The organism is Stenotrophomonas sp. 05L413 (genome assembly GCF_056397945.1).
This window is the reverse complement of record NZ_JBFTOL010000003.1, coordinates 292,215-315,966: the sequence shown is the minus strand read 5'-3', so window position 1 is coordinate 315,966 and position 23,752 is coordinate 292,215. Positions and strand designations below refer to the sequence as shown.

Below are 23,752 nucleotides of genomic sequence, written 5' to 3'. Positions count from 1 at the left end.
TAGTTTCGCAAGCCATCATCGAAAAATTCGAATGCTCAAGCTCAGCCTCGACGCCCTGCAGATCCTGGATGCCATCGACCGCCGCGGCTCGTTCGCCGCGGCCGGCAAGGCCCTGCACAAGGTGCCTTCGACCATTTCCTACACGGTCTCCAAGCTGGAAGAGGACCTGGGCGTGCAGCTGTTCGATCGGGTGGGCCCGCGCGCGCACCTGACCCCGGCCGGGGAGGCGTTGCTGGAGGAGGGCCGCCATCTGCTGCGGGCGGCGCGGGAGCTGGAGATGCGGGTGCGGCGGGTAGCCTCCGGCTGGGAGGCCGAACTGACCGTGGCGGTCGACTCGATGTTCGTGCCGGCGCTGCTGGCCGAGGACGTGCGCGCGTTCACTGCGGTGGCCGAACAGACCCGGATGCGGCTGATCAGTGAATCGCTGTCAGGCACCTGGGAGGCACTGCTGGACCGGCGCGCGGACCTGCTGGTCGGCGCGGCGGGCGAGGGGCCCAGTGGCGGGGGCTATGTGGTCGAGCCGATGGGCGTGGTGCGTTTCGTGTTCGCGGTGGCGCCCTCGCATCCGCTGGCGGCCGCGTCCGAGCCGCTGGGCCGTGAGTCGTTGGCCGCCCACTGTGCGATCGCCGTGGCCGATTCGGCGCGGCGGCTGCTGCCGCGCACGGTCGGCCTGCTGATGGGGCAGGAGACCGTCACCGTGCCGGACATGGTCAGCAAGTTCCGCCTGCAATGTGCCGGGCTTGGTTTCGGTTTCCTGCCCGAGCCCTACGTGCAGCAGGCGGTGCGCGATGGCCGGCTGGTGATCAAGCAGGTCGAGGAGCCCAAGCCGGACGAGACGTTCTGGCTGGCCTGGCGCACCGGCGAGGAGGGAGCCGCGCTGAAGTGGTGGCGTGAGCGGATGCAGCGGCCGGCGGTGTTGGCGGGGTGGTGGCCGACGATGGAAGGCTGGCTGGGCTAGCCAGCCGCCGGGGCCAACCTGAATCCTGGCCTCGCTGTCATCGGATGGTCATACGGATGCGATAGAGCGGCGCGGAGCGGATCGGTAACCTGCCCGACTCGATTGGTTTTTACGACTCTGCCCATGAAGCGCTTGCTGCTGTTGCTGCTGGCCGGGGCTGGCCTGTGGCTGGCTGCCTGCTCCTCCTTGACCTCCACCGCCGCCTCGACCTCGTTGAGTGATCGGCTGATCGCGCCCGGTGGTGTGTCCACCCTGCTGGACACCGCGCGCATTGCCGACGCGGTGGACAGCGTCCCCAACCGGCATGGTCTCGTGACCGGCCGCGCCGGCGTGCCGATCTTCTGGCGGGCCTTCGACCCGGGCCAGTACGGGGTGCGCTACCACTACCTGCCCCAGCCGCACGACAACGGCGAGCCGCTGCGCACCGGCATGGCGCTGGACCTGCCGCATCCGTTCCAGCCGCAGGCGCCGCGCGGCACGGTGGTGCTGCTGCACGGCTGGATGATGAACGGTGACGCGATGCTGCCGTGGTCGCTGCAATTGGCGCAGTCGGGCTACCGCGTGGTCACCATCGACCTGCGCAATCACGGTCATTCCGGCGCCGGCCCGTCCGGTTACGGGACATTCGAATCGGATGATGTGGTCGATGTCATCGCTGCGCTGAGGGCACGCGGGGAGGTGGTCGGGCCGCTGTATCTTTTCGGCGTTTCCTACGGCGCCGCCACCGCGCTGTTCACCGCCGACAAGCTCGGCGACCAGGTCACCGGCGTGGTGGCGATGGAATCCTTCGCCAATGCCGGCGATGCGATCCGCAGCATGATCCCGCACCTGATGTCGCTGCAGCCGACGGCGTGGAAGGCGCAGGCCATGGCCGCCTATGGGCGCTGGCGCTACGGCGGGCAGGATATCGACCAGGTGATCGCCGCCGCCAGCCAGCGTCTGGATCTGGACCTGGATCGCGTCGACGTCACCCGCGCGCTGGCCGACAGCCGTACCTGCGTACTGCTGCTGCATGGCCAGGACGATCAGCATGTGCCGGTCGGGCAGGGCCGTCGTCTGGCTGCCGCCAGCCCGCGCGTGCACTACATCGAAATGCGTGGCGAAGACCACATCAGCCTGCCGCTGCGCGTGGATCTGCTGGCCGGCGTGGTGGATGACTGGCTGGCGCACGACGCCCATGCCGGTGGCGACTGCCCGGCGCCGGAACTGCCGGGCGAAGCGGATCTGATGGCGATGCAGGCAGCCCAGGCCCACGCCAAGCCGCGGGGATGACCTCCCGGTAGTGCCGGCCGCTGGCCGGCTCCACGCGATCGTCCAGCGTCCATGAGAGCCGGCCAGCGGCCGGCACTACCTGGTGACAGCTGGCACCCACGCAAAAAAAAACAGCAACCGATGGTTGCTGTCTTCGTCGATGCAATGGTGCGCCCGGAGAGATTCGAACTCCCGACCGCCTGGTTCGTAGCCAGGTACTCTATCCAACTGAGCTACGGGCGCATTTGCATTGTCTGGTTGTGTGTCCTGTCGCGCGTGTTGCCACGTTCGACGGGAAGGCAAGCACGCTTGCCGTTCGATGTAATGGTGCGCCCGGAGAGATTCGAACTCCCGACCGCCTGGTTCGTAGCCAGGTACTCTATCCAACTGAGCTACGGGCGCATTTACATCGAATTTTCATTGCTGATATCGACGGCGAAATCGATACCCTGTTGATGGTGCGCCCGGAGAGATTCGAACTCCCGACCGCCTGGTTCGTAGCCAGGTACTCTATCCAACTGAGCTACGGGCGCGTCAACAGGAGCGGAATTATGCGGATCGGCGTCGCATTCGTCAACGGTTTTTGTGAAGGTCTTCATTCAAATGAACGAAGAAGCTGCTCCACCACGGCTTCGGGCGTTTTCATCCAGGCGAAGTGATCGGCACGCGCACCCAGCATCTGCGCACTGACTACGCTGAGCTGCGCACGCATGCCCGGCATCTTGGCCAGCAGGCCCTGCATCGAGCCCGTCGGTGCCAACCAGTCATGGTCCATCACCACGGCGGTCGCCTGGCCGCGTAGTTCGCGCATCCCGGCCTCCAGATCGGTCGCCATGCCAGCGGCTGCGTAGTGGTTGTTGAGGCCCACGCGCGACCAGTCGCGGATCAACCCGCGCGCCTCGGTGCCACCGAAGCCAAGCTTCCTGCCGTGCAGGACCCCTTGGCGCTGGGCCAACCAGGGCAGGAAGCGATACACCAGCGGCAGGGTCCAGCCACGCGGGGCCGGGAAGGTGCGCCAGTACGGGGTGCCACTGGCGACCAGCCACACGCGGGCGAAGCGCTGCGGATGCAGCCCGGCGAAACAGCAGGCCAGCTGGCCGCCGAGGCTGTGGCCGCCGATGATCAAGGGTGTTTCAGCGTCTGCGGGCACGTTTGCCAGGCTCGCCGGCAGGTCCTGCTCAAGGATGTCGCGGTAGCCCCAGTCCTGCGTGCGCGACGGGCGCAGGCTGCTGCTGCCGTTGCCACGCCACTCGTGCAGGTACACCGCGATGCCACGCGCAGCGAGCGCCTCGGCGAACGGCAGGTAATGGCGCGCGGCCACGCCCAGCGCCGGCAGCCACAGCAGACGTGCGCGCGGCTGTGCCGGGACACGCGCCAGCAACTCGACGCGATGGCCATCGCCGGTCTGCACGGGCAGGGGCGAGGCGTCGATCATGCCGGACGTGCCGCGCCGAAGTGGTCGATCACCAGTACCTCGCTGCGGCCCGGGTAATAACCGCTCTGCAGGCCACGCGCGACGTAGTCGATGGCCGCTTCGCAGGCGTTGGGCAACGAGAGCCCCTGGCACAGCTGTGCGGCGATGGCCGAGGCCAGGGTGCAGCCGGTGCCGTGCGCATCCACCGGCAGGCGGGTATGGATGAATTCTTCGCGGGTCACACCGTCGAAGTAGCGATCGATCACGCGGCTGCCTTCGTCCAGATGGCCGCCCTTGAGCAGCACCGCGCCGGCGCCCAGATCCAGCAGTGCATCGGCGGCATCTTCGGCATCCTCGGCGGTGACGATGCGCCGGCCGAGCAGCAGCTCCGCTTCGGGGGTGTTGGGCGTCAGCAGCGTGGCCAGCGGGATCAGGCGCGTGCGCATCGCCGCCAGTGCGCTGTCTTCAAGCAGCTTGGCGCCGCTGGTGGCGACCATCACCGGATCGAGCACCACATGGGGCGGGCGGTGCTTTTCCAGTGCGTCGGCCACCAGTGCGATCACTTCGGCGTTGGCCAGCATGCCCAGCTTCACCGCATGGATATCGAAATCGGCGAAGCAGGCATCGATCTGCGCCTGCAGGAAGTCCAGCGGCGGCACGTGTACGGCGGTAACGCCGCGGGTGTTCTGTGCGGTCAGTGCGGCGATCGCGGACAGGCCATGCACGCGATGGGCGGCGAAGGCCTTCAGATCGGCCTGGATGCCGGCGCCACCGCCGGAATCGGAGCCGGCGATGGTCAGGGCGGAAACGGGGCTGGAAGGCGTCATGCCCCAATTGTGCAATGTTTGTCGCAGCAGTGCTGCCGCGCCCTCAGCGTGCCCGAAGCAGTGCCCACTGCCGGTACAGCATGTAGCCCAGCCCGGTGCCGCCGGTGAGCAGTGCGGGGGCGAGCAGGGCGTCGTAGCCGAAGCGCAGGAACAACAGGGCGCCCATCACGCCGCCGGCCAGGAAGCCGCTGACGATCAACCCGCTCAGGGTCAGCCGCCGGATCGGCAGTGGCAGGCCGCGCATCAGGTGGCCCAGCCCGATCCCGAGATCGGTGAACATGCCGCTGAGATGGGTGGTGCGCACCACCGCGCCACTGAAGGTGGTGGCCATCGCGTTCTGCAGGCCGCAGGCCATCGCCGCCGCCAGCGCCCCCCATATCTGCTGCTGTTTGAACAGCGGGATCGCGATCAGCAGCAACAGCGATTCCAGCGCCAGCACGACGCCATAGCGGCGGCCCAGCTGCAGGCCGCTGTCCTGGATGATCACCCCGCTGAGCGTCGCGCCCACGCAGAACGCGATCAACAGCCCCCACAGATGCCCGACCACGCGCCAGTCGCGTTGGGCCAGCGCCATGCCGAGCTGGCTGGTGGTGCCGGTCATGTGGCTGACGGCCTGGTGTTCGAACCCCAGGAAGCCGACCACGTTGACCATCCCGGCTACGCAGGACAGGGCGATCGCCCCGATCCAGACCCAGGTGGGCAGCCGGATGCTCATCCGGCGTGCGTGCGGGTGGTCACGGCACGATCAACGGCCCGCGGGCGGGCCGTTGAACTGCACATCCGAGAAGCTGCCGCTGGCCGGATCGAACAGCGCGCCCCAGAACTGTGCGCCGCCATCGCAGACCCGGATCGCATCGCGCGCCGGATCGATATCGGCGTCGTCGGGCAGATGGAAGGCGTTGAGATAGATCAGCTGGCGGCCGTCCATTTCGATGCCGACATATTGGCGGTCGAAATCGGCGGCCTTGGGCACCTGCGTCTCCAGCGACGGCAACCGGGCTTCCAGCTGCTCCACCTGTTGGCGGCTGGGGGCCCAGTAGCCGGTGATGCGCCCCGGGTCGCGGCCGGGGCTGGAGCGCGAGCAGGTATCCAATACCTGGGCGGCGACGACGGGACGGGTCACCACCCAGGACTGGCCGGTCTTGATCGCGGTCGGGACGCTGGCGCCCGGCCGGGTGTTGGCGGGCGTGCAGGCTGCCGCCAGCGCAGCAAGCGCCAGCGGCAGGACGGCACGGGACAGGGGACGGCTCACAACACCTCCGAGGCGTAATCGGCCAGGCGCGAACGCTCGCCACGGCGCAGCGTGACGTGCGCGCTGTGCGGCCAGTTCTTGAAACGGTCCACCGCGTAGGTCAGGCCCGAGGTGGTCTCGGTCAGGTAGGGGGTATCGATCTGTTCGACGTTGCCCAGGCAGACGATCTTGGTCCCGGGGCCGGCACGGGTGATCAGGGTCTTCATCTGCTTGGGGGTGAGGTTCTGCGCTTCATCCAGGATCAGATAGCGCGACAGGAACGTGCGCCCGCGCATGAAGTTCAGCGAGCGGATCTTGATCCGGCTGGCGATCAGGTCGTTGGTCGCCGCTCGGCCCCACGCGCCGCCTTCCTGGGTATGCGTGAGCACTTCCAGGTTGTCGGTCAGCGCGCCCATCCATGGCGTCATCTTCTCTTCCTCGGTACCGGGCAGGAAGCCGATGTCCTCGCCGACGCTGACCGTGGCGCGGGTCATGATGATCTCGCGGTAGCGCTGCTGGTCCATGGTCTGGGCCAGGCCGGCGGCCAGCGCGAGCAGCGTCTTGCCGGTACCGGCGGTGCCGAGCAGGGTGACGAAATCGATCTCCGGGTCCATCAACGCATTGAGCGCGAAGTTCTGCTCGCGGTTGCGCGCGCTGATGCCCCACACCGCATGGCTGCCGTGGCGGAAATCGTTGACCAGCGACAACGTGATCCTGTCGCCGTCCACCTTGGCCACGCGCAGTTCGACTTCATCGTCGCCCGGCAGGTAGGCGTACTGGTTCGGGTGCCAGCTCTCGTCTTCACTGGCGATGATTTCGTAACTGGTGCGGCCCTTGTCACTCCAGCTGCGCAGGTTGTCGGTGTGCTTCTTCCAGAAGTCTTCCGGCAGCTCGGTGGCGCCGGTATAGAGCAGGCTGAAATCGTCCAGCGCGCGGTCGTTCTCGTAATCCTCGGAGACGATGCCGGCAATCGCCGCCTTGATCCGCAGGTTGATGTCCTTGGACACGAACACCACCGGAATCTCGGGCACCTGTTCCTTCAGGGCCAGGATCGCCCCGAGGATCGCATTGTCCGGAATCACCGCGCCAAAGCTCTTGCCCGCATCGAAGTGACTGGTCTGGAAACGCAGCAGGCCCACGCTCTGCTTGCCACGCAGCTGCAGCCCGTTCGGGCGCTGCAGCGGGATGCCATCGGCCAGGTTGTCCAGGCCCGAGGCCTGCACCAGCTCATTGAGGAAACGGCTGACCTGGCGCGCATTGCGGCTCGCCTCGGTGGTGCCCTTCTTACCGTTGTCCAGCTCTTCGATCACCTGCATCGGCAGGTAGACATCATGCTCCTCGAACTTGAACAGCGCGGTCGGATCGTGCATCAGCACGTTGGTATCCAGTACGTAGATGCGCTTGCCTCGGGTCATCGTCAATTCCTGGTGGCAGAACAGGGACAAGCCATCACGACCTGCGGGGCAGGGTGATGGCCATTGGGGGTGCCGGGTTGATCACTGGGTTTTCGCGGCCTTCAGGGCTTCAAGGACGGTGTCTGCGTGGCCGGCCACTTTGACCTTGCGCCACACCTGCACGATACGACTGTCCGGCGAAATGAGGAAGGTGCTGCGCTCGATGCCACGCACCTGCTTGCCGTACATGTTCTTCAGCTTGATCACGTCGAACGCCGTGCACAGCGCTTCATCGCCATCGCTGATCAGCGGAAAGGCGAAGCCCTGCTTGGCGCAGAAATTGTCGTGGGATTTGACCGAATCGCGGGAGACGCCGAAGACGCGAGCGCCGGCCTTCGTGAACTGCGGGAGCAGCGCGTTGAAATCGATGCCCTCGGTGGTGCAGCCCGGGGTGCTGTCCTTGGGGTAGAAGTACAGCACCAGCCACTGGCCGGCCAGATCGCCGAGGGTGGTGGTCTCGCCGCCGGACAACGCCAGCGGCAGTGCGAGGGTGGTGCTGTCCAGGGTGTCGCCGTCGTTCATGGGTTCCTTTCCGGATCCTGGGGTAGATCTACTACAACTGCATGAAACCCCGCGCGCCCGTGACGAACGCGCGAAGCATCAGAACTTCATCGGGTCCATGATCGCATCGAGGTTGAGGTGATCGCAGAACTCGAGGAAATCATCGCGCAGCGCGGCAATGTGCATGTTCGCCGGCACCCCGATCGTCACCTGCGCGGAGAACATTTCCGCACCGGTCTGCATTGCGCGGTAACGCGTGCTCTGCAGGTTTTCGATGGTGATGCCCTGGCGGTCGAAGAAATCGGCCAGCTGGAACAGGATCCCCGGCTTGTCGGCGGCGATCACTTCCACGATGTAGGGCAGCAGGTTGGACTGCGCCTGCTTGGCACCGGTGCGGTACCAGACCAGCTTCAGGCCTTCCTCACGCTCCAGCCGGGTCAGCATCGCCTCCAGCTTGGCCACCGAGTCCCACGAGCCGGTGGCCAGGGCGGTCACGGACACGTCGCGCCCGACCGTGGCCAGGCGGGCATCGACCAGATTGCAGCCACTGTCGGCGATACGCCGGGTCACAGGCAGCAGGGGGGACTCCGGATGCGTCGTATAGGCGTTGATCAGGAGGTGGTTTTCGGTCGGCGCAGGCCGCGGCGTGGTGTCGGTCAAGATGGTTCCGGGTGATACAAGGTGAGTCTGAACGGCCGGCGACGGCACGTTCGCCGGAGTCCAGCATACTTGCCCGCGCTTTCGACCCGCAAGTAACATGCAACGTACATCTGGCCGGCGTTTACGCAGGCACGGTGCCCCCTTTCTTCCGAGCACGATGTCCTTGTCCCTTTCCGGTCTCATCACCGCGCTGGCGACGCCCTTCCAGGCGAACGGCGCATTGGATCCCGACGGTTGGCAGCGCCTGCTGCACCTGCAACTGGAGGGTGGTGTTCACGGGGTGGTGGTGGCCGGTTCGACCGGTGAAGCCGCTGCCCTGTCCGACGACGAATACGACCAGCTGCTGCGCAGTGCGGTCAAAACCGTCGCCGGGCGCATCCCGGTACTGGCCGGGACCGGCCTGTCGGGGACGGCCAAAACGATCGAGCAGACCCGTCGTGCGGCCGCCAACGGCGCGACCCATGCGCTGGTGGTGACCCCGCCGTACGTGCGCCCGACCCAGGCCGGCCTGATCGCGCATTACCGCGCGGTGGCCGACCAGGGCGGCCTGCCGGTCATCCTGTACAACGTGCCCGGCCGCACCGGCTGCGACATGCTGCCCGAGACCGTCGCCGAGCTGGCCCGCCACCCGAACATCGTCGGCATCAAGGAAGCGGTCGGCGATGTGGGCCGCGTCAATGCCCTGCTGGCCCTGCGTACGCCGGACTTCGCCATCCTCAGCGGTGACGACGGTACGGCCGCGCGTTCCATCCTGTCCGGCGTGGATGGCTTGATCTCGGTGGGCTCCAACGCCCTGCCGGGCGCCTACCGCCGGATGTGCGACCTGGCGGCGGCCGGGGAACGCGAGGCGACCGAGTCGTGGGATGCCCGTCTCGAGCCGTTCCATGAATTCTGCGGCGTGGAGTCCAACCCGATCCCGGTGAAGGACCTGCTGCGCCGGATCGGCATTGGTGACGGCCTGCGCCTGCCGCTGCTGCCCTTGTCCGCGGCCCATCACGCCGCTGCCGAACACCTGGCCACCGATATCGGTGCGCTGGAAGCACTATCCAACCACTGATGTCAGTGGTCACCCAGGAGATTCCCATGCGTCAATCCGTTTCCGCCTTCCGCGTGCTGTCCTTCGCGATCCTGGCTACCGCCACCCTCGTCGGCACCACCGGTTGCTTCAAGCGCGGCGCCAAGGGCGACTACGCCCTGGCCCCGGAAGTGCGCCCGCTGGAAGTGCCGCCGGATCTGAACGTCCCGGCCGGCCAGGCCGCCGCTACCGCTGCGACCAGCTCCTCGCTGGCCTCGCAGGCGGCGCGTCCGGCCCCGGCCGCGAACCCGGCGGCCGCCAACAACGCCGGCTTCACCGTGCCGGGCACCAAGGAAGAGGTGTTCGCCAAGGTCGGCACCGCGCTGGAGGCCGTTGAAGGCGTGAAGATCGCCAGCAAGGCCCAGCTGCTGGGTTCCTACGACGTGGCCTTCGAAGGCAGCGACTTCCTGGTCCGCGTGGTCGCCGTCGATGCCGGTGCTTATGTGTCGGCCGTCGACCCGCGTGGCCTGCCGGCCACCGCGGCGGCCCCGACCAAGCTGCTGGGCGAGCTGAAGGCGAAGCTGGCTCCGTAACCGGAACCGGTCAGAGAAACGAAAAGGGCGCCGTCGGCGCCCTTTTTCGTTGCCGCCAGCGCCCGACGGCTCAGCGTTCCAGAAGCGTCAGCTTGTCCGGCTTGCCATCCCATTCGCCGGCATCGGCGGGCGGGTCCTTGCGCACGGTCAGCACCGGCCAGGCCTTGGCCAGCTCGGCGTTCAGGGCGACGAATGCTTCCTGCCCGGCGGGCACGTCGTCTTCGGGGAAGATCGCGTTGACCGGGCACTCCGGTTCGCACAGGGTGCAATCGATGCACTCATCCGGGTCGATCACCAGGAAGTTGGGGCCTTCGTGGAAGCAATCCACGGGGCACACTTCCACGCAATCGGTGTGTTTGCACTTGATGCAGTTTTCGGTGACGACAAAAGGCATGGCTGGATCTGAATCCGACAGTAAGCCGCACAATTCTAGAACAGGTTGGTCCGTGGCGCGGGATCGGATCGTGCCTGAAACCCCGAAATGCCGCTGGCGCAAGGCTCAGCCCCAGCGGAAGGGACTCTCGGGCAGGCCGGGGATGCCGGTCTCCAGCGCAAATACGCCGCCGGCGCGCGGGCTTGCCGCCAGTTGCTGGTCGGTGTGGTCCAGCCGGGAACTGGTGATCATCAGGTGCCGCAGCGAGGGCCCGCCGAGCGCGACGCAGGTCGGGTTGCGCACCGGCAGCAGGACCACCCGGTCAACCTGTCCGTCAGGGCGATAACGCACCACGCGGGAGGCGCGCCACTGCGCGTTCCAGACGCCGCCATCGGCATCCACAATGGCCCCATCGGGTTCCCAGTCCGGATCGGGCAGCGCAGCGAACAGGCGCGGCGCCCCGCAGTGCGCGCGCTCGGCGTCGTAATCGCAGCACCACAGCGCCGGCCGTACCGAATCGCAGAAGTACATCGTGGCGCCGTCCGCACTGAAACAGATCGCATTGGGAATGACGACGTCCGGCAGGTTCAGTTCGCGCAGGCCATGGCGCATCGAAAACTGGTAGTAACGGCCGAGCGGTGCACGCGCAGGATCCTCGCTCATGGTGCCGAACACCAGATTGCCGGCGCGATCGGTACGGCCGTCATTGCTGCGCGTGTCCACGACATCGGGCTGCACATCGGCCAGCCATTCCAGCGCGGGCGCCGGGGCATCGCCGTCGCGGTCGATATCCAGCCGCTGCAATGAGCCGGCCAGCGCGATCAGCAGGCGGCCGTCGTCCCCTTCGGCGAGGCAGCCGGGCCGGTCCGGCAGCAACCAGCTCCGGTGACTGCCGTCGGCACTGCGGTACTGCCACAAGCGGCGCTCACTGATATCCACCCAGAAAAGGCATTGCCGGCGGGCCGACCACAGGGCGCCTTCGCCATGGGTGCAGCGGCTGTCGACCAGCAGTGGAACATCGGCGACAGCGGAAGACGGGGCGGCGGCGTCGCGCATTCGGCAGGCTCACAACATCAGCGGGCGTTGCATTCTGCCACCGGGTCGATCCATCCCGTGTGCGCTGCGCCTCACTGCCGAGACAATGCCGCAGTGCACGATTGCAGAGCCGCCGATCCCCGGTCCAAGATGGAGGTGACTACCGGTAGACAGTCAGGCGCGGGGGTACGGCAGACGACGGTTCTGATCAACCACCATCTGCTGTGCTGATCCGCAGCATCCAGTGTCCCTTCAACCAGGGGTTCCCATGTCCAGTGCTTCGCTCAGCAGTACCCGCGCCGGTAGCGGCGAGAACACCGGTTTCATCGTCCTGATCAGCTGCGTGGCCACCATCGGTGGCTTCCTGTTCGGGTTTGACAGCGGCGTGATCAACGGCACCGTCGATGGCCTGAAGGACACCTTCCAGTCCAGTTCGGCCGGGATCGGCTTCGAGGTCGCCTCGATGCTGCTCGGCTGCGCGATCGGTGCATTCTTCGCCGGCCGCCTCGGCGACCGGCTCGGCCGCCGCGGCGTACTGATCATCGCCGCGGTGATGTTCCTGTTCTCCGCCTTGGGGGCAGGGGCGGCACACAGCTCCACGGTGTTCATCATCGCCCGGGTGATCGGTGGCTTCGCGGTGGGTGCGGCCAGCGTGATGTCGCCGGCCTACATCGCCGAGGTGGCCTCGGCCCGCTACCGCGGCCGGCTGGCGACGGTGCAGCAGATCGCGATCATCAGCGGCCTGTTCTGCGCCTTCCTCAGCAACTATCTATTGGCCAAGGCGGCCGGTGCCTCCACCCAGGCGCTGTGGCTGGGGCAGGCGGCATGGCGCTGGATGTTCTGGATGCAGGCCATTCCCTCGCTGCTGTTCCTGTGCCTGCTGCTGGTGATCCCAGAGAGCCCGCGCTTCCTGGTGGTCAAAGGGCGCCGTGACCAGGCCCTGGCGGTGCTGACCCGGCTGTACGGCCCGGTCGAGGCGCAGGCCAAGATCACCGAGATCGAAGGCTCGCTGTCCCAGGACCAGCACCGCCCGACCTTCTCGGATCTGATCAGCAAGACCACCGGCAAACTGCGCCCGATCGTCTGGATCGGCATCGGCCTGGCGGTGTTCCAGCAGCTGGTCGGCATCAACGTCGTCTTCTATTACGGCGCGGTGCTGTGGCAGGCGGTGGGCTTCTCGGAGAACGACGCGCTGCTGATCAACGTGCTCTCGGGTGCGCTGAGCATCGGTGCCTGCCTGATCACCGTGGTCCTGATCGACCGCATCGGCCGCAAGCCGCTGCTGTGGATCGGCTCGGTCGGCATGGCGATCTCGCTGGCGCTGGTCACCATTGCCTTCGCCAGTGGCTCGCTGGATACCGCCGGGAAGCTTCAGCTCACGGACAACATGGGCGTGCTGGCGCTGGTGGCGGCCAACGTCTACGTGATCTTCTTCAACATGTCCTGGGGCCCGGTGATGTGGGTGATGCTGGGCGAGATGTTCCCCAACCAGATCCGCGGTTCGGGGCTGGCGGTGGCCGGCGCGGCGCAGTGGACCTCCAACTTCGCCATCACCGTGTCCTTCCCGATCCTGCTGGGCAGCATCGGCCTGGCCGGTGCCTACGGCATCTATACGGTGGCGGCGGTGATCTCGGTGTTCTTCGTGCTGCGCTTCGTCAAGGAGACCAAGGGCAAGGAACTGGAGCAGATGGAGGGCTGAGCCGCTCCCGACGGCCCTGCGCGCAGGGTAGGGGCCGGGTCGGGGAGTGCGCTCCCCGGTCCGGGCCTGGCAGGGCAGGCGCCGCAGGCCCTGGGCCCTGAACGCAAAAAACCCCGCCGTGGCGGGGTTTTTGGCTTTCTGCACCGCGACTGGTGCTCCCTAGGGGACTCGAACCCCTGTTTTAGCCTTGAGAGGGCCACGTCCTAACCATTAGACGAAGGGAGCAGACTTTGTCGCGAACTGCGCAGCGCGCTAGTATATGGACCTAGATGCCATTGGGCAATCCCGAAAACTCAACCGGAAGCGCCAACATCAATTCCTCTGCTACATCACCGTTCAGCCTGCGCGTGATCCCGCGCGATCAGCACAACATCTCCCGCAAGGACATCAGCCCCAACGCCCTGCGCGTTCTGTACCGGCTGCGTGATTCCGGGTTTGCCGGTTACCTGGTCGGCGGCGCCGTCCGCGATCTGCTGGTGAACGGCCACCCCAAGGATTTCGACGTCGCCACCGACGCGACGCCCGAGCAGGTCAAGCAGTTGTTCCGCAACTGCCGGCTCATCGGCCGCCGCTTCCGCCTGGCGCACGTGGTGTTCGGCCGCGAGATCATCGAGGTCGCCACCTTCCGCGCCAACATCGACGATGGCAGCGGCGACCGTGAGATGGAAAACGGCATGCTCGTGCGCGACAACGTGTACGGCAGCATCGAAGACGACGCGATCCGCCGCGACTTCACCTGCAACGCCCTGTACTACGCGATCGAGGATTTCTCGGTCCGCGATTACACCGGCGGCTTTGAAGACGTGCAGGCCCGCCTGATGAAGCTGATCGGCGATCCCGAGCAGCGCTACCAGGAAGACCCGGTGCGCATGCTGCGCGCGGTGCGCCTGGCCGCCAAGCTGGGCTTCCAGATCGAAGAGGCCACTGCCGAACCGCTGCCGCGCCTGGCCAACCTGTTGGCCGAGGCCGCCCCGGCACGCCTGTTCGAGGAAGTGCTCAAGCTGTTCCTGTCCGGGCACGGCGTGGCCAGCTTCGAAGGCCTGGAGCGGTACGGCCTGCTCGATGTCATGTTCCCGGAAAGCGCCGCTGCGCTGCGCAGCAACCGCAGTGGCGCGCTGCGCCGGATGGTCATCGAAGGTCTGCACAACACCGATCTGCGTGTGGCCAATGATGAGCCGGTGTCGCCGTCGTTCCTGTTCGCGCTGCTGCTGTGGCCGGCGTTCTGCCGCGCCCTGGCCAGCCTGCAGAAGCAGGGCGTCGCGCTGGAAGAAGCGCAGCGCCGTGCGGCGGACCGCGTGACCCTGCACCAGCTGACCACGATCGCCCTGCCGCGCCGCTTCTCGCTGCCGATGCAGGAAATCTGGCTGCTGCAGGGCCGCTTCGGCTCGCGTCAGCGCAAGCGCGTGATCCGAACCCTGACCCATCCGCGCTTCCGCGCCGCCTACGACTTCCTGGTCCTGCGCCAGGTCGCCTCCAGCGAGCACGAAGCCGATGTGGCGTTCTGGCGCGAAGCCCAGCTGCAGTCCGGCACCGAGCTGGATTCGGCACTGGATGCCGCCCAGGCCGACGGCGAGGGCGAAGACGGTGCGCCGCGCAAGCGTCGTCGCCGCCGCCGTCGTCCCGGTGGAGTGGCAGGCGAGTAAGCCGTGACCCTGGCCTGTATCGGATTGGGCGCCAATCTCGGGGACGCCGCGCAGACCCTGCGCGATGCGTTCCCGGCGCTGGCGGCCCTGCCGCAGACCACACTGCGCGCGCGCTCGCAGCTGTACAGCACGCCGGCCTGGGGCAACCAAGACCAGCCGGCGTTCGTCAATGCCGCCGCCGTGCTGGAGACCGCGTTGCCCGCACCGGATCTGCTGGCTGCCCTGCTGGAGATCGAGCGCCGCTTCGGCCGCGTCCGTGATCCTGCCGTGCACTGGGGGCCGCGTGCACTGGATCTGGACGTGCTGCTGTACGGCGAACAGATCATCGCTCTGCCGCAGCTGCAGGTACCGCACCCCTATCTGCATGAGCGCGCGTTCGCGCTGCTGCCGCTGGCCGAGATCGCGCCGGACGCCATCATTGCCGGGCACGGCCGCGTGCGGGATGCTGTGATGCGGGTCCAGGCCTGCGGGATCGCTTCAATAGGAGGATAATGCGGGGCTTATCGCCACCGGTTATCAGCTCATGAGTACCCACGCAGACAGCAAGCCCTGGACCGTGCCCGCGTTGGCCGAGGCCAAGCGCAACGGACAGAAGCTGGTGATGTTGACCGCCTACGATGCCGGGTTCGCCCGCAGCTTCGACGCCAACGGCGTGGACCTGATCCTGATCGGCGACTCGCTGGGCATGGTGGTGCAGGGGCATGACTCGACCCTGCCGGTGACCACCGACGACATGGTCTATCACACCCGCGCCGTGGCCCGCGTACTGCAACGCGCGCTGCTGGTGGCGGATCTGCCGTTCGGCGCCGACGCCACCCCCGAGCGCGCGCTGGATGCCTCGCTGCGCCTGCTGCAGGCCGGTGCGGAGATGGTCAAGATCGAAGGTGCCGGCTTCAAGCTGGATATCATCCGTTACCTGGTCGAGCGCGAGATTCCGGTCTGTTCGCACCTGGGCCTGACCCCGCAGTCGGTGCTGCGGCTGGGCGGCTATCGCGTGCAGGGCCGTGGCGATGCCGCCCAGCAGCTGCGCGATGACGCCAAGGCCGCGGTAGCCGCCGGCGCCAGCCTGGTCGTGCTCGAATGCGTGCCCACGCCGGTTGCTGCCCAGGTCACCGCGGACATCAGCGTGCCCACCATCGGCATCGGTGCCGGCCCGCAGTGCGATGGCCAGGTGCTGGTGCTGCATGATTTCCTCGGTCTGGACAGCGGCCATCGCCGTCCCAAGTTCGTCAAGGATTTCCTTGCCGAAGGCGGGTCGGTTGCCGGTGCGGTCCGTGCCTACGCCGACGCCGTGCGCGACGGCTCCTTCCCCGACGCAGAACACGCCTACGCCTCATGATCGAAACCGTCACCGAACTGTCCCGCCTGCGCGCCGTCGTCAACGGCTGGAAGCGCGAGGGCCTGCGCGTCGCGCTGGTCCCGACCATGGGCAACCTGCACGCAGGGCATTATTCACTGGTCACGCTGGCCCGGCAGTACGCCGATCGCGTGGTCTCCAGCGTCTTCGTCAATCCGACCCAGTTCGGCCCGAACGAGGACTTCACCCGCTACCCGCGCACGCCCGAAGCCGACACCACCGGCCTGGAGCAGGCCGGGTGCGATGTGCTGTGGCTGCCCACGGTTGAGTCGATGTACCCGTTCGGTGTGGAACTGGCGGCCAGCGTCAATGTGCCCGGCATCAGTGGGCTGCTCGAAGGCGCGCATCGCCCGGGCCATTTCGATGGCGTCTGCACCGTGGTCTCGCGCCTGTTCAACCAGGTGCAGCCGGATGTGGCAGCCTTCGGCAAGAAGGACTACCAGCAGCTGGCGGTGATCCGCCAGATGGTGGAAGACCTGGCCTTCCCGATCCAGATCGTCGGGGGCGACATCGTGCGCGAAGACGACGGCCTGGCGATGAGCTCGCGCAACCAGTACCTCAACGCCCAGCAACGCCCGGTCTCGACCACCATCCACCACGTGCTGCTGGGCATGCGCGAAGGCTTCATCGCCGGCAAGAGCCGCAGCCTGATCGAGGCCGAAGCCGCGGCAGCGCTGCAGGCGGCCGGGTTCCAGGTCGACTACGCCGTGGTCCGCCTGCCGGACCTGTCCGAGCCGGCCGATGCCAATGACGGCACCCGCGTGGCCCTGATCGCCGCGCGGATCGGCAATACCCGGTTGATCGACAACCTGGAGTTCTGAGCCGGCCAACGCGGTGCCGCCACAGGGCCACCTTCGGGTGGCCCTGTGCGTTTGCGCAGGGCAGAGCCTTCCGGCCGCCTGCCTGAACGGCCGGCAGCGCCGGAGGGTCGGGGTCGGGCTACCCCCTGCCGCCGGGCCCCCGGGTGCTAGAATTTCCCTTTCCTTTACCGTTTCCCCGTTGCCATGCATCTGTCCCTGCTGAAGACCAAGATCCACCGCGCCACCGTCACTCACTCCGAGCTGAACTACGAAGGTTCCATCGCCATCGATGACAACCTGCTGGCTGCGACCGGCATCCGTGAGTTCGAGCAGGTGCACATCTGGGATGTGACCAACGGTGCGCGTTTCTCCACCTATGCCATCCGCGCCGAAGCCGGCAGCGGCGTGGTGTCGCTCAACGGTGGCGCCGCGCGCCACGTGCAGGTGGGCGACATCATCATCATCGCCGCCTTCGCCAGCATGAGCGAAGAAGAAGCTGACAGCTTCAAGCCGAAGTTGGTATATGTGGACGGCAAGAACCAGATCTCCCACACCAACGACACGATCCCGACACAGGCCGCATGACACAGCACAACGGATTCGACCCGCTTCATTCCCATGCCCAGCGCCTGCGAGGCGCGAGCATCCCTTCGTTGATCGCCGCCGAACCGGGCCGCGCACAATCGCTGGGGTTGCGGGTCGGTCCGTTGTACGTCAATTTCGCGCGGCAGAAGTACGACCGCGCGGCGTTGGACGCACTGCTGCAGCTGGCTGCCGAGCGCGATGTCGCCGGCGGCTTCCAGCGCCTGTTCCGCGGTGAAACGGTCAATGTCACCGAAGGCCGCGCCGCGCTGCATACCGCGCTGCGTGGTGATGCCAGCGGCGCGCCGGTGGCCGGTGAGGCCTTCGCCACGGCGGCCCAGGTGCGCCAGCAGATGGGCGAGCTGATCGCCGCACTGGAAGCGACCCACATCACCGATATCGTCAGCGTCGGCATCGGCGGCTCGGACCTTGGGCCACGGCTGGTGGCCGATGCGCTGCGCCCGGTCACCGGCGCACGTTTCCGCGTGCATTTCGTGTCGAACGTGGACGGCGCTGCGATGCAGCGCACGCTCGCCACGCTGGATCCGGCCACCACGGCCGGCATCCTGATTTCCAAGACCTTCGGCACCCAGGAAACCCTGCTCAACGGGCAGATCCTGCATGACTGGCTGGGCGGCAGCGAGCGGCTGTATGCGGTCAGCGCCAATCCGGAGCGTGCCGCCAAGGCCTTCTCGATCGCCGCCGGCCGCGTCCTGCCGATGTGGGATTGGGTGGGCGGGCGCTATTCGCTGTGGTCGGCGGTCGGTTTCCCGATCGCACTGGCCATCGGCTTTGCGCGTTTCGAGCAGTTGCTCGAGGGTGCGGCGCAGATGGACGAACACGCACTGACCGCTCCGCTGGCGCAGAACCTGCCGGTGCTGCATGCGCTGACCGATATCTGGAACCGCAACCTGCTCGGCCATGCCACGCATGCGGTGATGACCTACGACCAGCGCCTGGCGCTGCTGCCGGCCTACCTGCAGCAGCTGGTGATGGAGAGCCTGGGCAAGCGGGTGCAGCTTGATGGCAGCCCGGTCGCCAGCGACACCGTACCGGTGTGGTGGGGCGGGGCCGGCACCGATGTGCAGCACAGCTTCTTCCAGGCGCTGCACCAGGGCACCAGCGTGATCCCGGCCGATTTCATCGGCTGCGTGCACAACGATGATCCCTACGTGGTCAACCACCAGGCGCTGATGGCCAACCTGCTGGCGCAGACCGAGGCGCTGGCCAATGGCCAGGGCAGCGAGGATCCGCACCGCGAGTACCCCGGTGGCCGTCCGAGCACCCTGATCCTGCTCGATGCGTTGACCCCGCAGTCGCTGGGTGCCCTGATCGCCATGTACGAACACGCCGTGTACGTGCAGTCGCTGATCTGGAACATCAACGCGTTCGACCAGTTCGGCGTGGAGCTGGGCAAGCAGCTGGCCAGCCAGTTGCTGCCCGCGCTGCAGGGCCAGGCGCATGCGATCACCGATCCGGTGACGCTGGAGCTGCTGGGGCGCTTGACCGCCTGACCGCCACGTAGAGCCGGCCGCTGGTCGGCGCTACCGATTCTTGCGCGGGCGACCCACGGTCGGCATTACCGGCTTGGGTCGCGCTCCGGGCTCGGCCGCTTGGCCAACTTGCGTTGCAGCGAGCGCCGGTGCATGCCCAGCAGGCGCGCCGCGGCAGACACGTTGCCGCCGGTCTCATGCATCGCCTGCTGGATGTGCTCCCACTGCAGCCGGCTGATCGGGGTCATCGCATCCGGCGGTTCCATGTCGCCATCGTCGGCCGGACCATCGTCTTCCTCGCCGAGTGCGCGCAGGATCATCGGCACCGTGGCCGGCTTGGGCAGGTAGTCGTCCGCGCCGAGCTTGATCGCTTCCACCGCGGTGGCGATGCTGGCATAGCCGGTGACCAGCAGGATCCGCATGTCTTCGCGCAGGGCGCGCAGGGGCTGGATCAGCGCCAGGCCGGATTCGGTACCGAGCTTGAGGTCGATCAGCGCATAGGCGGGCGGTTGTTGCCGGGCCAGCAGCAGGGCCGAGGCGGTGTCGCTGGCGGTGACGGTGTCCAGCCCTTTACGGGCCAGGCTGCGCTGCAGCGTGCGCAGATAGAGTTCGTCGTCGTCGACCAGCAGGCCATGGCTGGCCTGGCCGGGCGCGGGGGTGAAGGCGGTCATGCGGAAGTCTCCCGTGGGGACAGGGGCAGGCGGAAGCCGACGCGCGTGCCGGCACCGTTGGCCGGGCGCATCCACAGCTCGCCATCCAGGCGTTCGATGGTGGCGTGGGACAGGGCCAGGCCGACGCCCATGCCGTCGGTCTTGCCGCTGTTGAACAAGGTGCCGGGCAGCACGGCCTGGCGGGCATCGAAGCCATGGCCATAGTCGCGTACTTCGCCGATCAGGTCATCGCCTTCGATGCGCAGCGACAGATCCACCTGCGGTCGGTCGGCCTTCTCACCCGCGTCGGCGGCATTGTTGAGCAGCACCATCAGCAGGTGCCCGATACCCGGGTCCAGCGGCAGGGTGAGCGGGGCATCCTCGTTGCGCCTCAGCGCGATGGTCGGGCGCACCAGCCGCCACTGTTCCAGCACCTGCGGCAACGTCACCGCATCGCGGCCGGGCGCATCGCCGGCGGCCGGGCGGGCCAGCGCCAGCACGCGCTCCCGGCACTGCACCAGCAACTCGCGCAGGGTTTCCACGTCATCGCGGACCTCGCTGCTTTCGGTCTGGTCGGCGATATCGTCGGCGAGCAGGGTCATGGTCGCCAGCGGGGTATTGAGCTCATGCGCGACCGAGGCGGCGTGGGTGGCCAGCGCGACGATGCCCTCGTTGCGCACGAAGCGTTCGCGCAGCATGGCCAGCTCGTGTTCGCGCTGGCGCAGGGCGATCGCCAGCCGGGTCGCGAACACCAGCACCACCGTGGCCGACAGCAGGAAGTTGCAGACCACGCCCCACTGCTGCATCTGCGCACCAGTGAAATAGCCGCTCGGCAGCGGCAGCCCGAACACGCCGCTCGCCGCATAGCCGATCAGGCAGGCCGCGGCCACGGCGAGGGTCCAGCGCAGGGGCAGGGCGAGCGCAGCCAGCGCGATCAGGATCAGGAACAGCGAGCCGAAGGGATTGGCGATGCCACCGCTCCAGCCCACCATCCAGGTCAACACGGTGACATCCACCAGGATGTGGCAGAACGCGGTCAGCGGTGCCGTGTCGGCATCGTGTACGCGCAGTTGCGCATACAGATTGAACAGCGCCAGTGCAGCCACGCCGGCCCACAGTGGCAGCTGCTGCAGTTCCAGGCCCAGTACCCAGGTAGCGACCAGGATCGTGGCGGCCTGGCCGGCCACGGCCAGCCAGCGCAGGCTGCACAGGGTGCGGAGGAAGGGGGCGTCGGGACCGGTCATGTGCGCACATCGTATGCGCTCCGGCCAGGAGCTGCCTGCGACAATAGGCCGCATCCGGGGTAGGCGGCGCACGACGGGCGCTGAACATGAGTGCCAACCAACGCTGGGCACCTACCTGTGCGCTGGGCGCGCTAAAATAGGCGGATGCATGACGCCGTGACCCGACCGACCCAACCCGCCGACTCCGCCGTGTGGGCCCGCCGCCAGACCAATCCCGTTCATATCGGCGGCGTGGTCGTGGGCGGGGGCCATCCCGTGGTGGTGCAGTCGATGACCAATACCGACACCGCCGATGTCGCCTCCAGCGTGAAGCAGGTGGCCGAACTGTGGCGCGCGGGCTCGGAGATGGTGCGGTTGACCGTCAACAATCCCGAGTCGGCCGCGGCCATCCCGCGGATCGTGGAGAAGCTGCAGATGATGGGGATCGATGTCCCGCTCATCGGCGACTTCCATTACAACGGCCATCAGCTGCTGACCCAGGAGCCGGCCTGCGCCGAAGCGCTGGCCAAGTACCGGATCAATCCGGGCAACGTGGGTTTCGGCAAGAAGAAAGACACCCAGTTCGCGCAGCTGATCGAGTTTGCGATCCGCTACAACAAGCCGGTCCGCATCGGTGCCAACTGGGGCTCGCTGGACCAGTCTCTGGCCGCGCGCCTGATGGACGAGAACAGCCAGCGCGCGCAGCCCTGGGATGCCGGCCGGGTGCTGCGTGAAGCGCTGATCCGCTCGGCGCTGGATTCGGCGCAGACCGCCGTGGAACTGGGCCTGCCACGCGATCGCATCGTGCTGTCGGCCAAGGTCAGCGGCGTGCAGGAGCTGATTGCGGTGTACCGCGACCTGGCCCAGCGCTCGGACTTCGCCCTGCACCTGGGCCTGACCGAAGCCGGCATCGGCAGCAAGGGCATCGTCGCCTCTTCGGCGGCGCTGGCGGTGCTGCTGCAGGAAGGCATCGGCGACACCATCCGTATCTCGCTGACCCCCGAACCGGGCCAGTCGCGCACGGCCGAAGTGATCGTGGCGCAGGAACTGCTGCAGACCACCGGGCAGCGCGCCTTCACCCCGCTGGTCACGGCCTGCCCCGGCTGCGGCCGGACCACCTCGGAATTCTTCCAGGAACTGGCCAAGGTCGTGCAGAACCATGTGCGCGAGAAAATGCCGATCTGGAAAGTGAGCCACCCGGGTGCGGAGAGCATGACCCTGGCGGTCATGGGCTGCATCGTCAACGGCCCGGGCGAATCGCGCCACGCCAACATCGGCATCTCGCTGCCGGGCACGGGTGAAACGCCGGCCGCGCCGGTGTTCGTGGATGGCGAAAAGACGGTCACCCTGCGCGGCGAGAACATCGCCCAGGACTTCGTCACGCTGATCGATGAGTACGTCGAACGAACCTATGTCCGACGCGTTGGATAAGCCGGCGGTGCTGGCCGCGCCGGAGCCGGCCGCCGGCGTCCGCCACTGGATGAGCCGCAACGCCTGGCGCTTCGTGCTGCTGTTCGTGGGCGTGCTGCTGCCGTTGGCGGGCTTCGTGGCCCTGGCCGATGAAGTGCACGCCCTGGAGGCGATCTACTTCGACGACCTGCTGTTGTGGAAGCTGCACGCCCTGCATTCGCCGGGCCTGGACCGCTTCTTCGTGCTGCTGTCCAAGCTGGGCTACGAGTGGTTCCTGATTCCGGCCGACGTGCTGATCGTGGGCCTGCTGGCGTGGCGCAAACGCTGGCGCGAGGCCAGTTTTGTCGCGATCTGCTTCGCCGGCTCGGCGCTGTTGAACCTGGGCAGCAAGCGCTTTTTCCAGCGCGACCGGCCCAGCCTGTGGGAGTCCATTGCCCCGGAGAGCACCTTCAGCTTCCCCAGCGGCCACGCCATGGGCTCGATGACCTTGGCCGTCACGCTGGTGCTGCTGGCCTGGAACACCCGCTGGCGCTGGCCGGTGGCCCTTGCCGCACTTGCATTTGCGGTCCTGGTGAGCATCTCGCGCATGTACCTGGGGGTGCATTACCCCTCCGACATCCTGGCCGGCTGGTGTGCCGCCCTGGTGTGGGTGGTCGGCTGCTTCCTGGTCATGTTCCGCCGCCGGCATCCGTGGCGGCACCGCCACTGAGGGCATTACGGCGGTAAAATGGCCGAAAACGGCATGAAGGTGGGCCTCATCGATAGGCTGTCCCTTTGGAACAGGCTAGGATGAGAGGCGCAGGGGGAGGGGTAGGACAGCACGTCTGTGATGCGCGGACCAGAACGCGATGATGGGGAACCCGGTTCCTTGTGATCGCCACATAGCGCAGCTAGGCTTGCCCCCGTTCACAGTGTTTGACGAGGTTGGCGGATGACAATTCGAGTGTATCTGGTGGACGATCATGCTCTGGTGCGTACGGGCATGAAGATGATCCTCTCCAACGAGACCGACATCGAGGTGGTCGGTGAGGCGGAGAGCGGTGAAGATGCGCTGCCGGATATCCGCCGCCTGCGGCCCGACGTCGTGCTGTGCGATCTGCACCTGCCGGGCGTGAGCGGCATGGAGGTCACCGAGCGCGTGGTCCGTGGCGATCACGGCACCCGCGTGGTGATCGTCTCCGTCCTTGAAGATGGCCCGATGCCCAAGCGCCTGCTCGAAGCGGGTGCCTCCGGCTACATCGGCAAGGCCTGCGATGCACAGGAACTGCTGCGCGCGGTGCGTGATGCCGCACTCGGCCGCCGCTACCTGGGCAACAGCATCGCGCAGAACCTGGCGCTGTCGAACGTGGAAGGCAACCATTCGCCGTTCGACACCCTGTCCCCGCGCGAACTGGAAGTGGCGCTGCTGCTCACCCAAGGCCTGCGCCAGGAAGACATCGCCAAGCGCCTGAGCCTGAGCGCGAAGACCGTCAACACGCACAAGGCGCGCCTGTTCGAGAAGATGGGCATCAACGACAACATCGCGCTCGCGCGCATGGCCAGCCAGTACGGCCTGGTGGATCCGGCACGCCCGATGTAATCCG

The 23,752-nt window shown here is 67.1% G+C and carries 25 protein-coding genes and 4 tRNA genes; 14 read left to right on the top strand and 15 right to left on the bottom strand.

Annotated features, from left to right (window positions below; translation table 11 throughout):
• The first annotated feature begins 31 nt into the window (after window positions 1–31).
• Window positions 32–958 carry a LysR family transcriptional regulator gene (locus tag AC1DIQ_RS08110; RefSeq protein ID WP_152151528.1) on the top strand — a complete coding sequence of 309 codons (927 nt, stop codon included), beginning with the start codon at window positions 32–34 and terminating at the stop codon, window positions 956–958.
• A gap of 123 nt (window positions 959–1,081) precedes the next feature.
• A complete protein-coding gene (locus AC1DIQ_RS08105; RefSeq protein ID WP_152151530.1) occupies window positions 1,082–2,230 on the top strand; it encodes an alpha/beta fold hydrolase in 1,149 nt (382 codons plus the stop codon).
• 145 nt (window positions 2,231–2,375) lie between these two features.
• Here AC1DIQ_RS08105 and AC1DIQ_RS08100 read toward each other — a convergent pair.
• The 10 genes from AC1DIQ_RS08100 to AC1DIQ_RS08055 form a co-directional block, all read right to left on the bottom strand.
• Window positions 2,376–2,452: transfer RNA gene (locus tag AC1DIQ_RS08100), tRNA-Arg, on the bottom strand.
• 82 nt (window positions 2,453–2,534) lie between these two features.
• Window positions 2,535–2,611 (bottom strand) — tRNA-Arg (locus AC1DIQ_RS08095).
• A 54-nt stretch (window positions 2,612–2,665) separates the two neighbouring features.
• A tRNA-Arg gene (locus AC1DIQ_RS08090) sits at window positions 2,666–2,742 on the bottom strand.
• A gap of 62 nt (window positions 2,743–2,804) precedes the next feature.
• Window positions 2,805–3,644 (bottom strand): alpha/beta hydrolase family protein, encoded by an 840-nt coding sequence (locus AC1DIQ_RS08085; RefSeq protein WP_152151532.1) that lies wholly within the window; start codon window positions 3,642–3,644, stop codon window positions 2,805–2,807.
• Window positions 3,641–4,450, bottom strand: a complete 810-nt coding sequence (thiD, locus tag AC1DIQ_RS08080) for a bifunctional hydroxymethylpyrimidine kinase/phosphomethylpyrimidine kinase (RefSeq protein WP_478049791.1) — start codon at window positions 4,448–4,450, stop codon at window positions 3,641–3,643. Before thiD ends, AC1DIQ_RS08085 begins: the two co-directional genes overlap by 4 nt.
• Window positions 4,451–4,493: 43 nt before the next feature.
• Window positions 4,494–5,165 carry a YoaK family protein gene (locus tag AC1DIQ_RS08075; protein WP_478049790.1) on the bottom strand — a complete coding sequence of 224 codons (672 nt, stop codon included), beginning with the start codon at window positions 5,163–5,165 and terminating at the stop codon, window positions 4,494–4,496.
• Between the two features lie 30 nt (window positions 5,166–5,195).
• Complete coding sequence (locus AC1DIQ_RS08070) at window positions 5,196–5,702, bottom strand: hypothetical protein (RefSeq protein ID WP_461770349.1); 507 nt, start codon at window positions 5,700–5,702, stop codon at window positions 5,196–5,198.
• Window positions 5,699–7,096 carry a PhoH family protein gene (locus AC1DIQ_RS08065; RefSeq protein WP_152151538.1) on the bottom strand — a complete coding sequence of 466 codons (1,398 nt, stop codon included), beginning with the start codon at window positions 7,094–7,096 and terminating at the stop codon, window positions 5,699–5,701. Before AC1DIQ_RS08065 ends, AC1DIQ_RS08070 begins: the two co-directional genes overlap by 4 nt.
• 81 nt (window positions 7,097–7,177) lie before the next feature.
• Entirely contained in the window at window positions 7,178–7,657 is a 480-nt protein-coding gene (locus AC1DIQ_RS08060) for a peroxiredoxin (RefSeq protein WP_176989669.1), read from the bottom strand.
• Window positions 7,658–7,735: 78 nt separating this feature from the next.
• Entirely contained in the window at window positions 7,736–8,296 is a 561-nt protein-coding gene (locus AC1DIQ_RS08055; protein WP_019183297.1) for a glycine cleavage system transcriptional repressor, read from the bottom strand.
• A gap of 163 nt (window positions 8,297–8,459) precedes the next feature.
• On the opposite strand from AC1DIQ_RS08055, the gene dapA reads away from it, so the two are divergent.
• Both dapA and AC1DIQ_RS08045 read left to right on the top strand, forming a co-directional pair.
• The gene (dapA, locus tag AC1DIQ_RS08050; protein WP_282262771.1) at window positions 8,460–9,353 is read left to right on the top strand and encodes a 4-hydroxy-tetrahydrodipicolinate synthase; all 894 of its coding nucleotides are present in this window, start codon (window positions 8,460–8,462) and stop codon (window positions 9,351–9,353) included.
• Between the two features lie 26 nt (window positions 9,354–9,379).
• Window positions 9,380–9,904 carry a hypothetical protein gene (locus AC1DIQ_RS08045; RefSeq protein ID WP_152151542.1) on the top strand — a complete coding sequence of 175 codons (525 nt, stop codon included), beginning with the start codon at window positions 9,380–9,382 and terminating at the stop codon, window positions 9,902–9,904.
• Between the two features lie 70 nt (window positions 9,905–9,974).
• Here AC1DIQ_RS08045 and fdxA read toward each other — a convergent pair whose 3' ends face one another.
• Together fdxA and AC1DIQ_RS08035 are read right to left on the bottom strand one after the other, a co-directional pair.
• Window positions 9,975–10,298 carry a ferredoxin FdxA gene (fdxA, locus tag AC1DIQ_RS08040; protein WP_121041829.1) on the bottom strand — a complete coding sequence of 108 codons (324 nt, stop codon included), beginning with the start codon at window positions 10,296–10,298 and terminating at the stop codon, window positions 9,975–9,977.
• A 105-nt stretch (window positions 10,299–10,403) separates the two neighbouring features.
• On the bottom strand, window positions 10,404–11,333 hold the full coding sequence (locus AC1DIQ_RS08035) for an SMP-30/gluconolactonase/LRE family protein (RefSeq protein WP_478049789.1): 930 nt from the start codon (window positions 11,331–11,333) through the stop codon (window positions 10,404–10,406).
• 247 nt (window positions 11,334–11,580) lie between these two features.
• Here AC1DIQ_RS08035 and AC1DIQ_RS08030 point away from each other — a divergent pair, with 247 nt between their 5' ends.
• A complete protein-coding gene (locus AC1DIQ_RS08030) occupies window positions 11,581–13,011 on the top strand; it encodes a sugar porter family MFS transporter (RefSeq protein ID WP_478049788.1) in 1,431 nt (476 codons plus the stop codon).
• 150 nt (window positions 13,012–13,161) lie between these two features.
• Here the strand turns inward: AC1DIQ_RS08030 and AC1DIQ_RS08025 are convergent.
• Window positions 13,162–13,236: transfer RNA gene (locus AC1DIQ_RS08025), tRNA-Glu, on the bottom strand.
• Between the two features lie 50 nt (window positions 13,237–13,286).
• Here AC1DIQ_RS08025 and pcnB point away from each other — a divergent pair.
• From pcnB to pgi, 6 genes are all read left to right on the top strand, one after another.
• Window positions 13,287–14,654 carry a polynucleotide adenylyltransferase PcnB gene (gene pcnB, locus AC1DIQ_RS08020; protein WP_152151658.1) on the top strand — a complete coding sequence of 456 codons (1,368 nt, stop codon included), beginning with the start codon at window positions 13,287–13,289 and terminating at the stop codon, window positions 14,652–14,654.
• 3 nt (window positions 14,655–14,657) lie between these two features.
• The gene (gene folK, locus AC1DIQ_RS08015; protein WP_478049787.1) at window positions 14,658–15,146 is read left to right on the top strand and encodes a 2-amino-4-hydroxy-6-hydroxymethyldihydropteridine diphosphokinase; all 489 of its coding nucleotides are present in this window, start codon (window positions 14,658–14,660) and stop codon (window positions 15,144–15,146) included.
• A gap of 31 nt (window positions 15,147–15,177) precedes the next feature.
• Window positions 15,178–15,993, top strand: a complete 816-nt coding sequence (panB, locus tag AC1DIQ_RS08010) for a 3-methyl-2-oxobutanoate hydroxymethyltransferase (protein WP_121041839.1) — start codon at window positions 15,178–15,180, stop codon at window positions 15,991–15,993.
• Window positions 15,990–16,832, top strand: a complete 843-nt coding sequence (panC, locus tag AC1DIQ_RS08005; protein WP_478049786.1) for a pantoate--beta-alanine ligase — start codon at window positions 15,990–15,992, stop codon at window positions 16,830–16,832. The genes panB and panC overlap by 4 nt, the downstream gene beginning before the upstream one ends.
• A gap of 183 nt (window positions 16,833–17,015) precedes the next feature.
• Window positions 17,016–17,396, top strand: a complete 381-nt coding sequence (gene panD, locus AC1DIQ_RS08000; RefSeq protein WP_019183273.1) for an aspartate 1-decarboxylase — start codon at window positions 17,016–17,018, stop codon at window positions 17,394–17,396.
• Complete coding sequence (gene pgi, locus AC1DIQ_RS07995) at window positions 17,393–18,907, top strand: glucose-6-phosphate isomerase (RefSeq protein WP_152151547.1); 1,515 nt, start codon at window positions 17,393–17,395, stop codon at window positions 18,905–18,907. The genes panD and pgi overlap by 4 nt, the downstream gene beginning before the upstream one ends.
• A gap of 65 nt (window positions 18,908–18,972) precedes the next feature.
• On the opposite strand, the gene AC1DIQ_RS07990 is transcribed toward pgi, so the two are convergent.
• Together AC1DIQ_RS07990 and AC1DIQ_RS07985 are read right to left on the bottom strand one after the other, a co-directional pair.
• Window positions 18,973–19,557 (bottom strand): response regulator transcription factor, encoded by a 585-nt coding sequence (locus AC1DIQ_RS07990; protein WP_121041845.1) that lies wholly within the window; start codon window positions 19,555–19,557, stop codon window positions 18,973–18,975.
• On the bottom strand, window positions 19,554–20,780 hold the full coding sequence (locus tag AC1DIQ_RS07985; RefSeq protein ID WP_478049785.1) for an ATP-binding protein: 1,227 nt from the start codon (window positions 20,778–20,780) through the stop codon (window positions 19,554–19,556). The genes AC1DIQ_RS07990 and AC1DIQ_RS07985 overlap by 4 nt, the downstream gene beginning before the upstream one ends.
• A gap of 144 nt (window positions 20,781–20,924) precedes the next feature.
• Here AC1DIQ_RS07985 and ispG point away from each other — a divergent pair, with 144 nt between their 5' ends.
• The 3 genes from ispG (at window position 20,925) to AC1DIQ_RS07970 (ending at window position 23,748) form a co-directional block, all read left to right on the top strand.
• On the top strand, window positions 20,925–22,190 hold the full coding sequence (gene ispG, locus AC1DIQ_RS07980) for a flavodoxin-dependent (E)-4-hydroxy-3-methylbut-2-enyl-diphosphate synthase (RefSeq protein ID WP_478049784.1): 1,266 nt from the start codon (window positions 20,925–20,927) through the stop codon (window positions 22,188–22,190).
• Window positions 22,171–22,878 carry a phosphatase PAP2 family protein gene (locus AC1DIQ_RS07975; protein ID WP_478049783.1) on the top strand — a complete coding sequence of 236 codons (708 nt, stop codon included), beginning with the start codon at window positions 22,171–22,173 and terminating at the stop codon, window positions 22,876–22,878. The genes ispG and AC1DIQ_RS07975 overlap by 20 nt, the downstream gene beginning before the upstream one ends.
• A gap of 222 nt (window positions 22,879–23,100) precedes the next feature.
• On the top strand, window positions 23,101–23,748 hold the full coding sequence (locus AC1DIQ_RS07970) for a response regulator (protein ID WP_019183265.1): 648 nt from the start codon (window positions 23,101–23,103) through the stop codon (window positions 23,746–23,748).
• Window positions 23,749–23,752 lie beyond the last annotated feature (4 nt).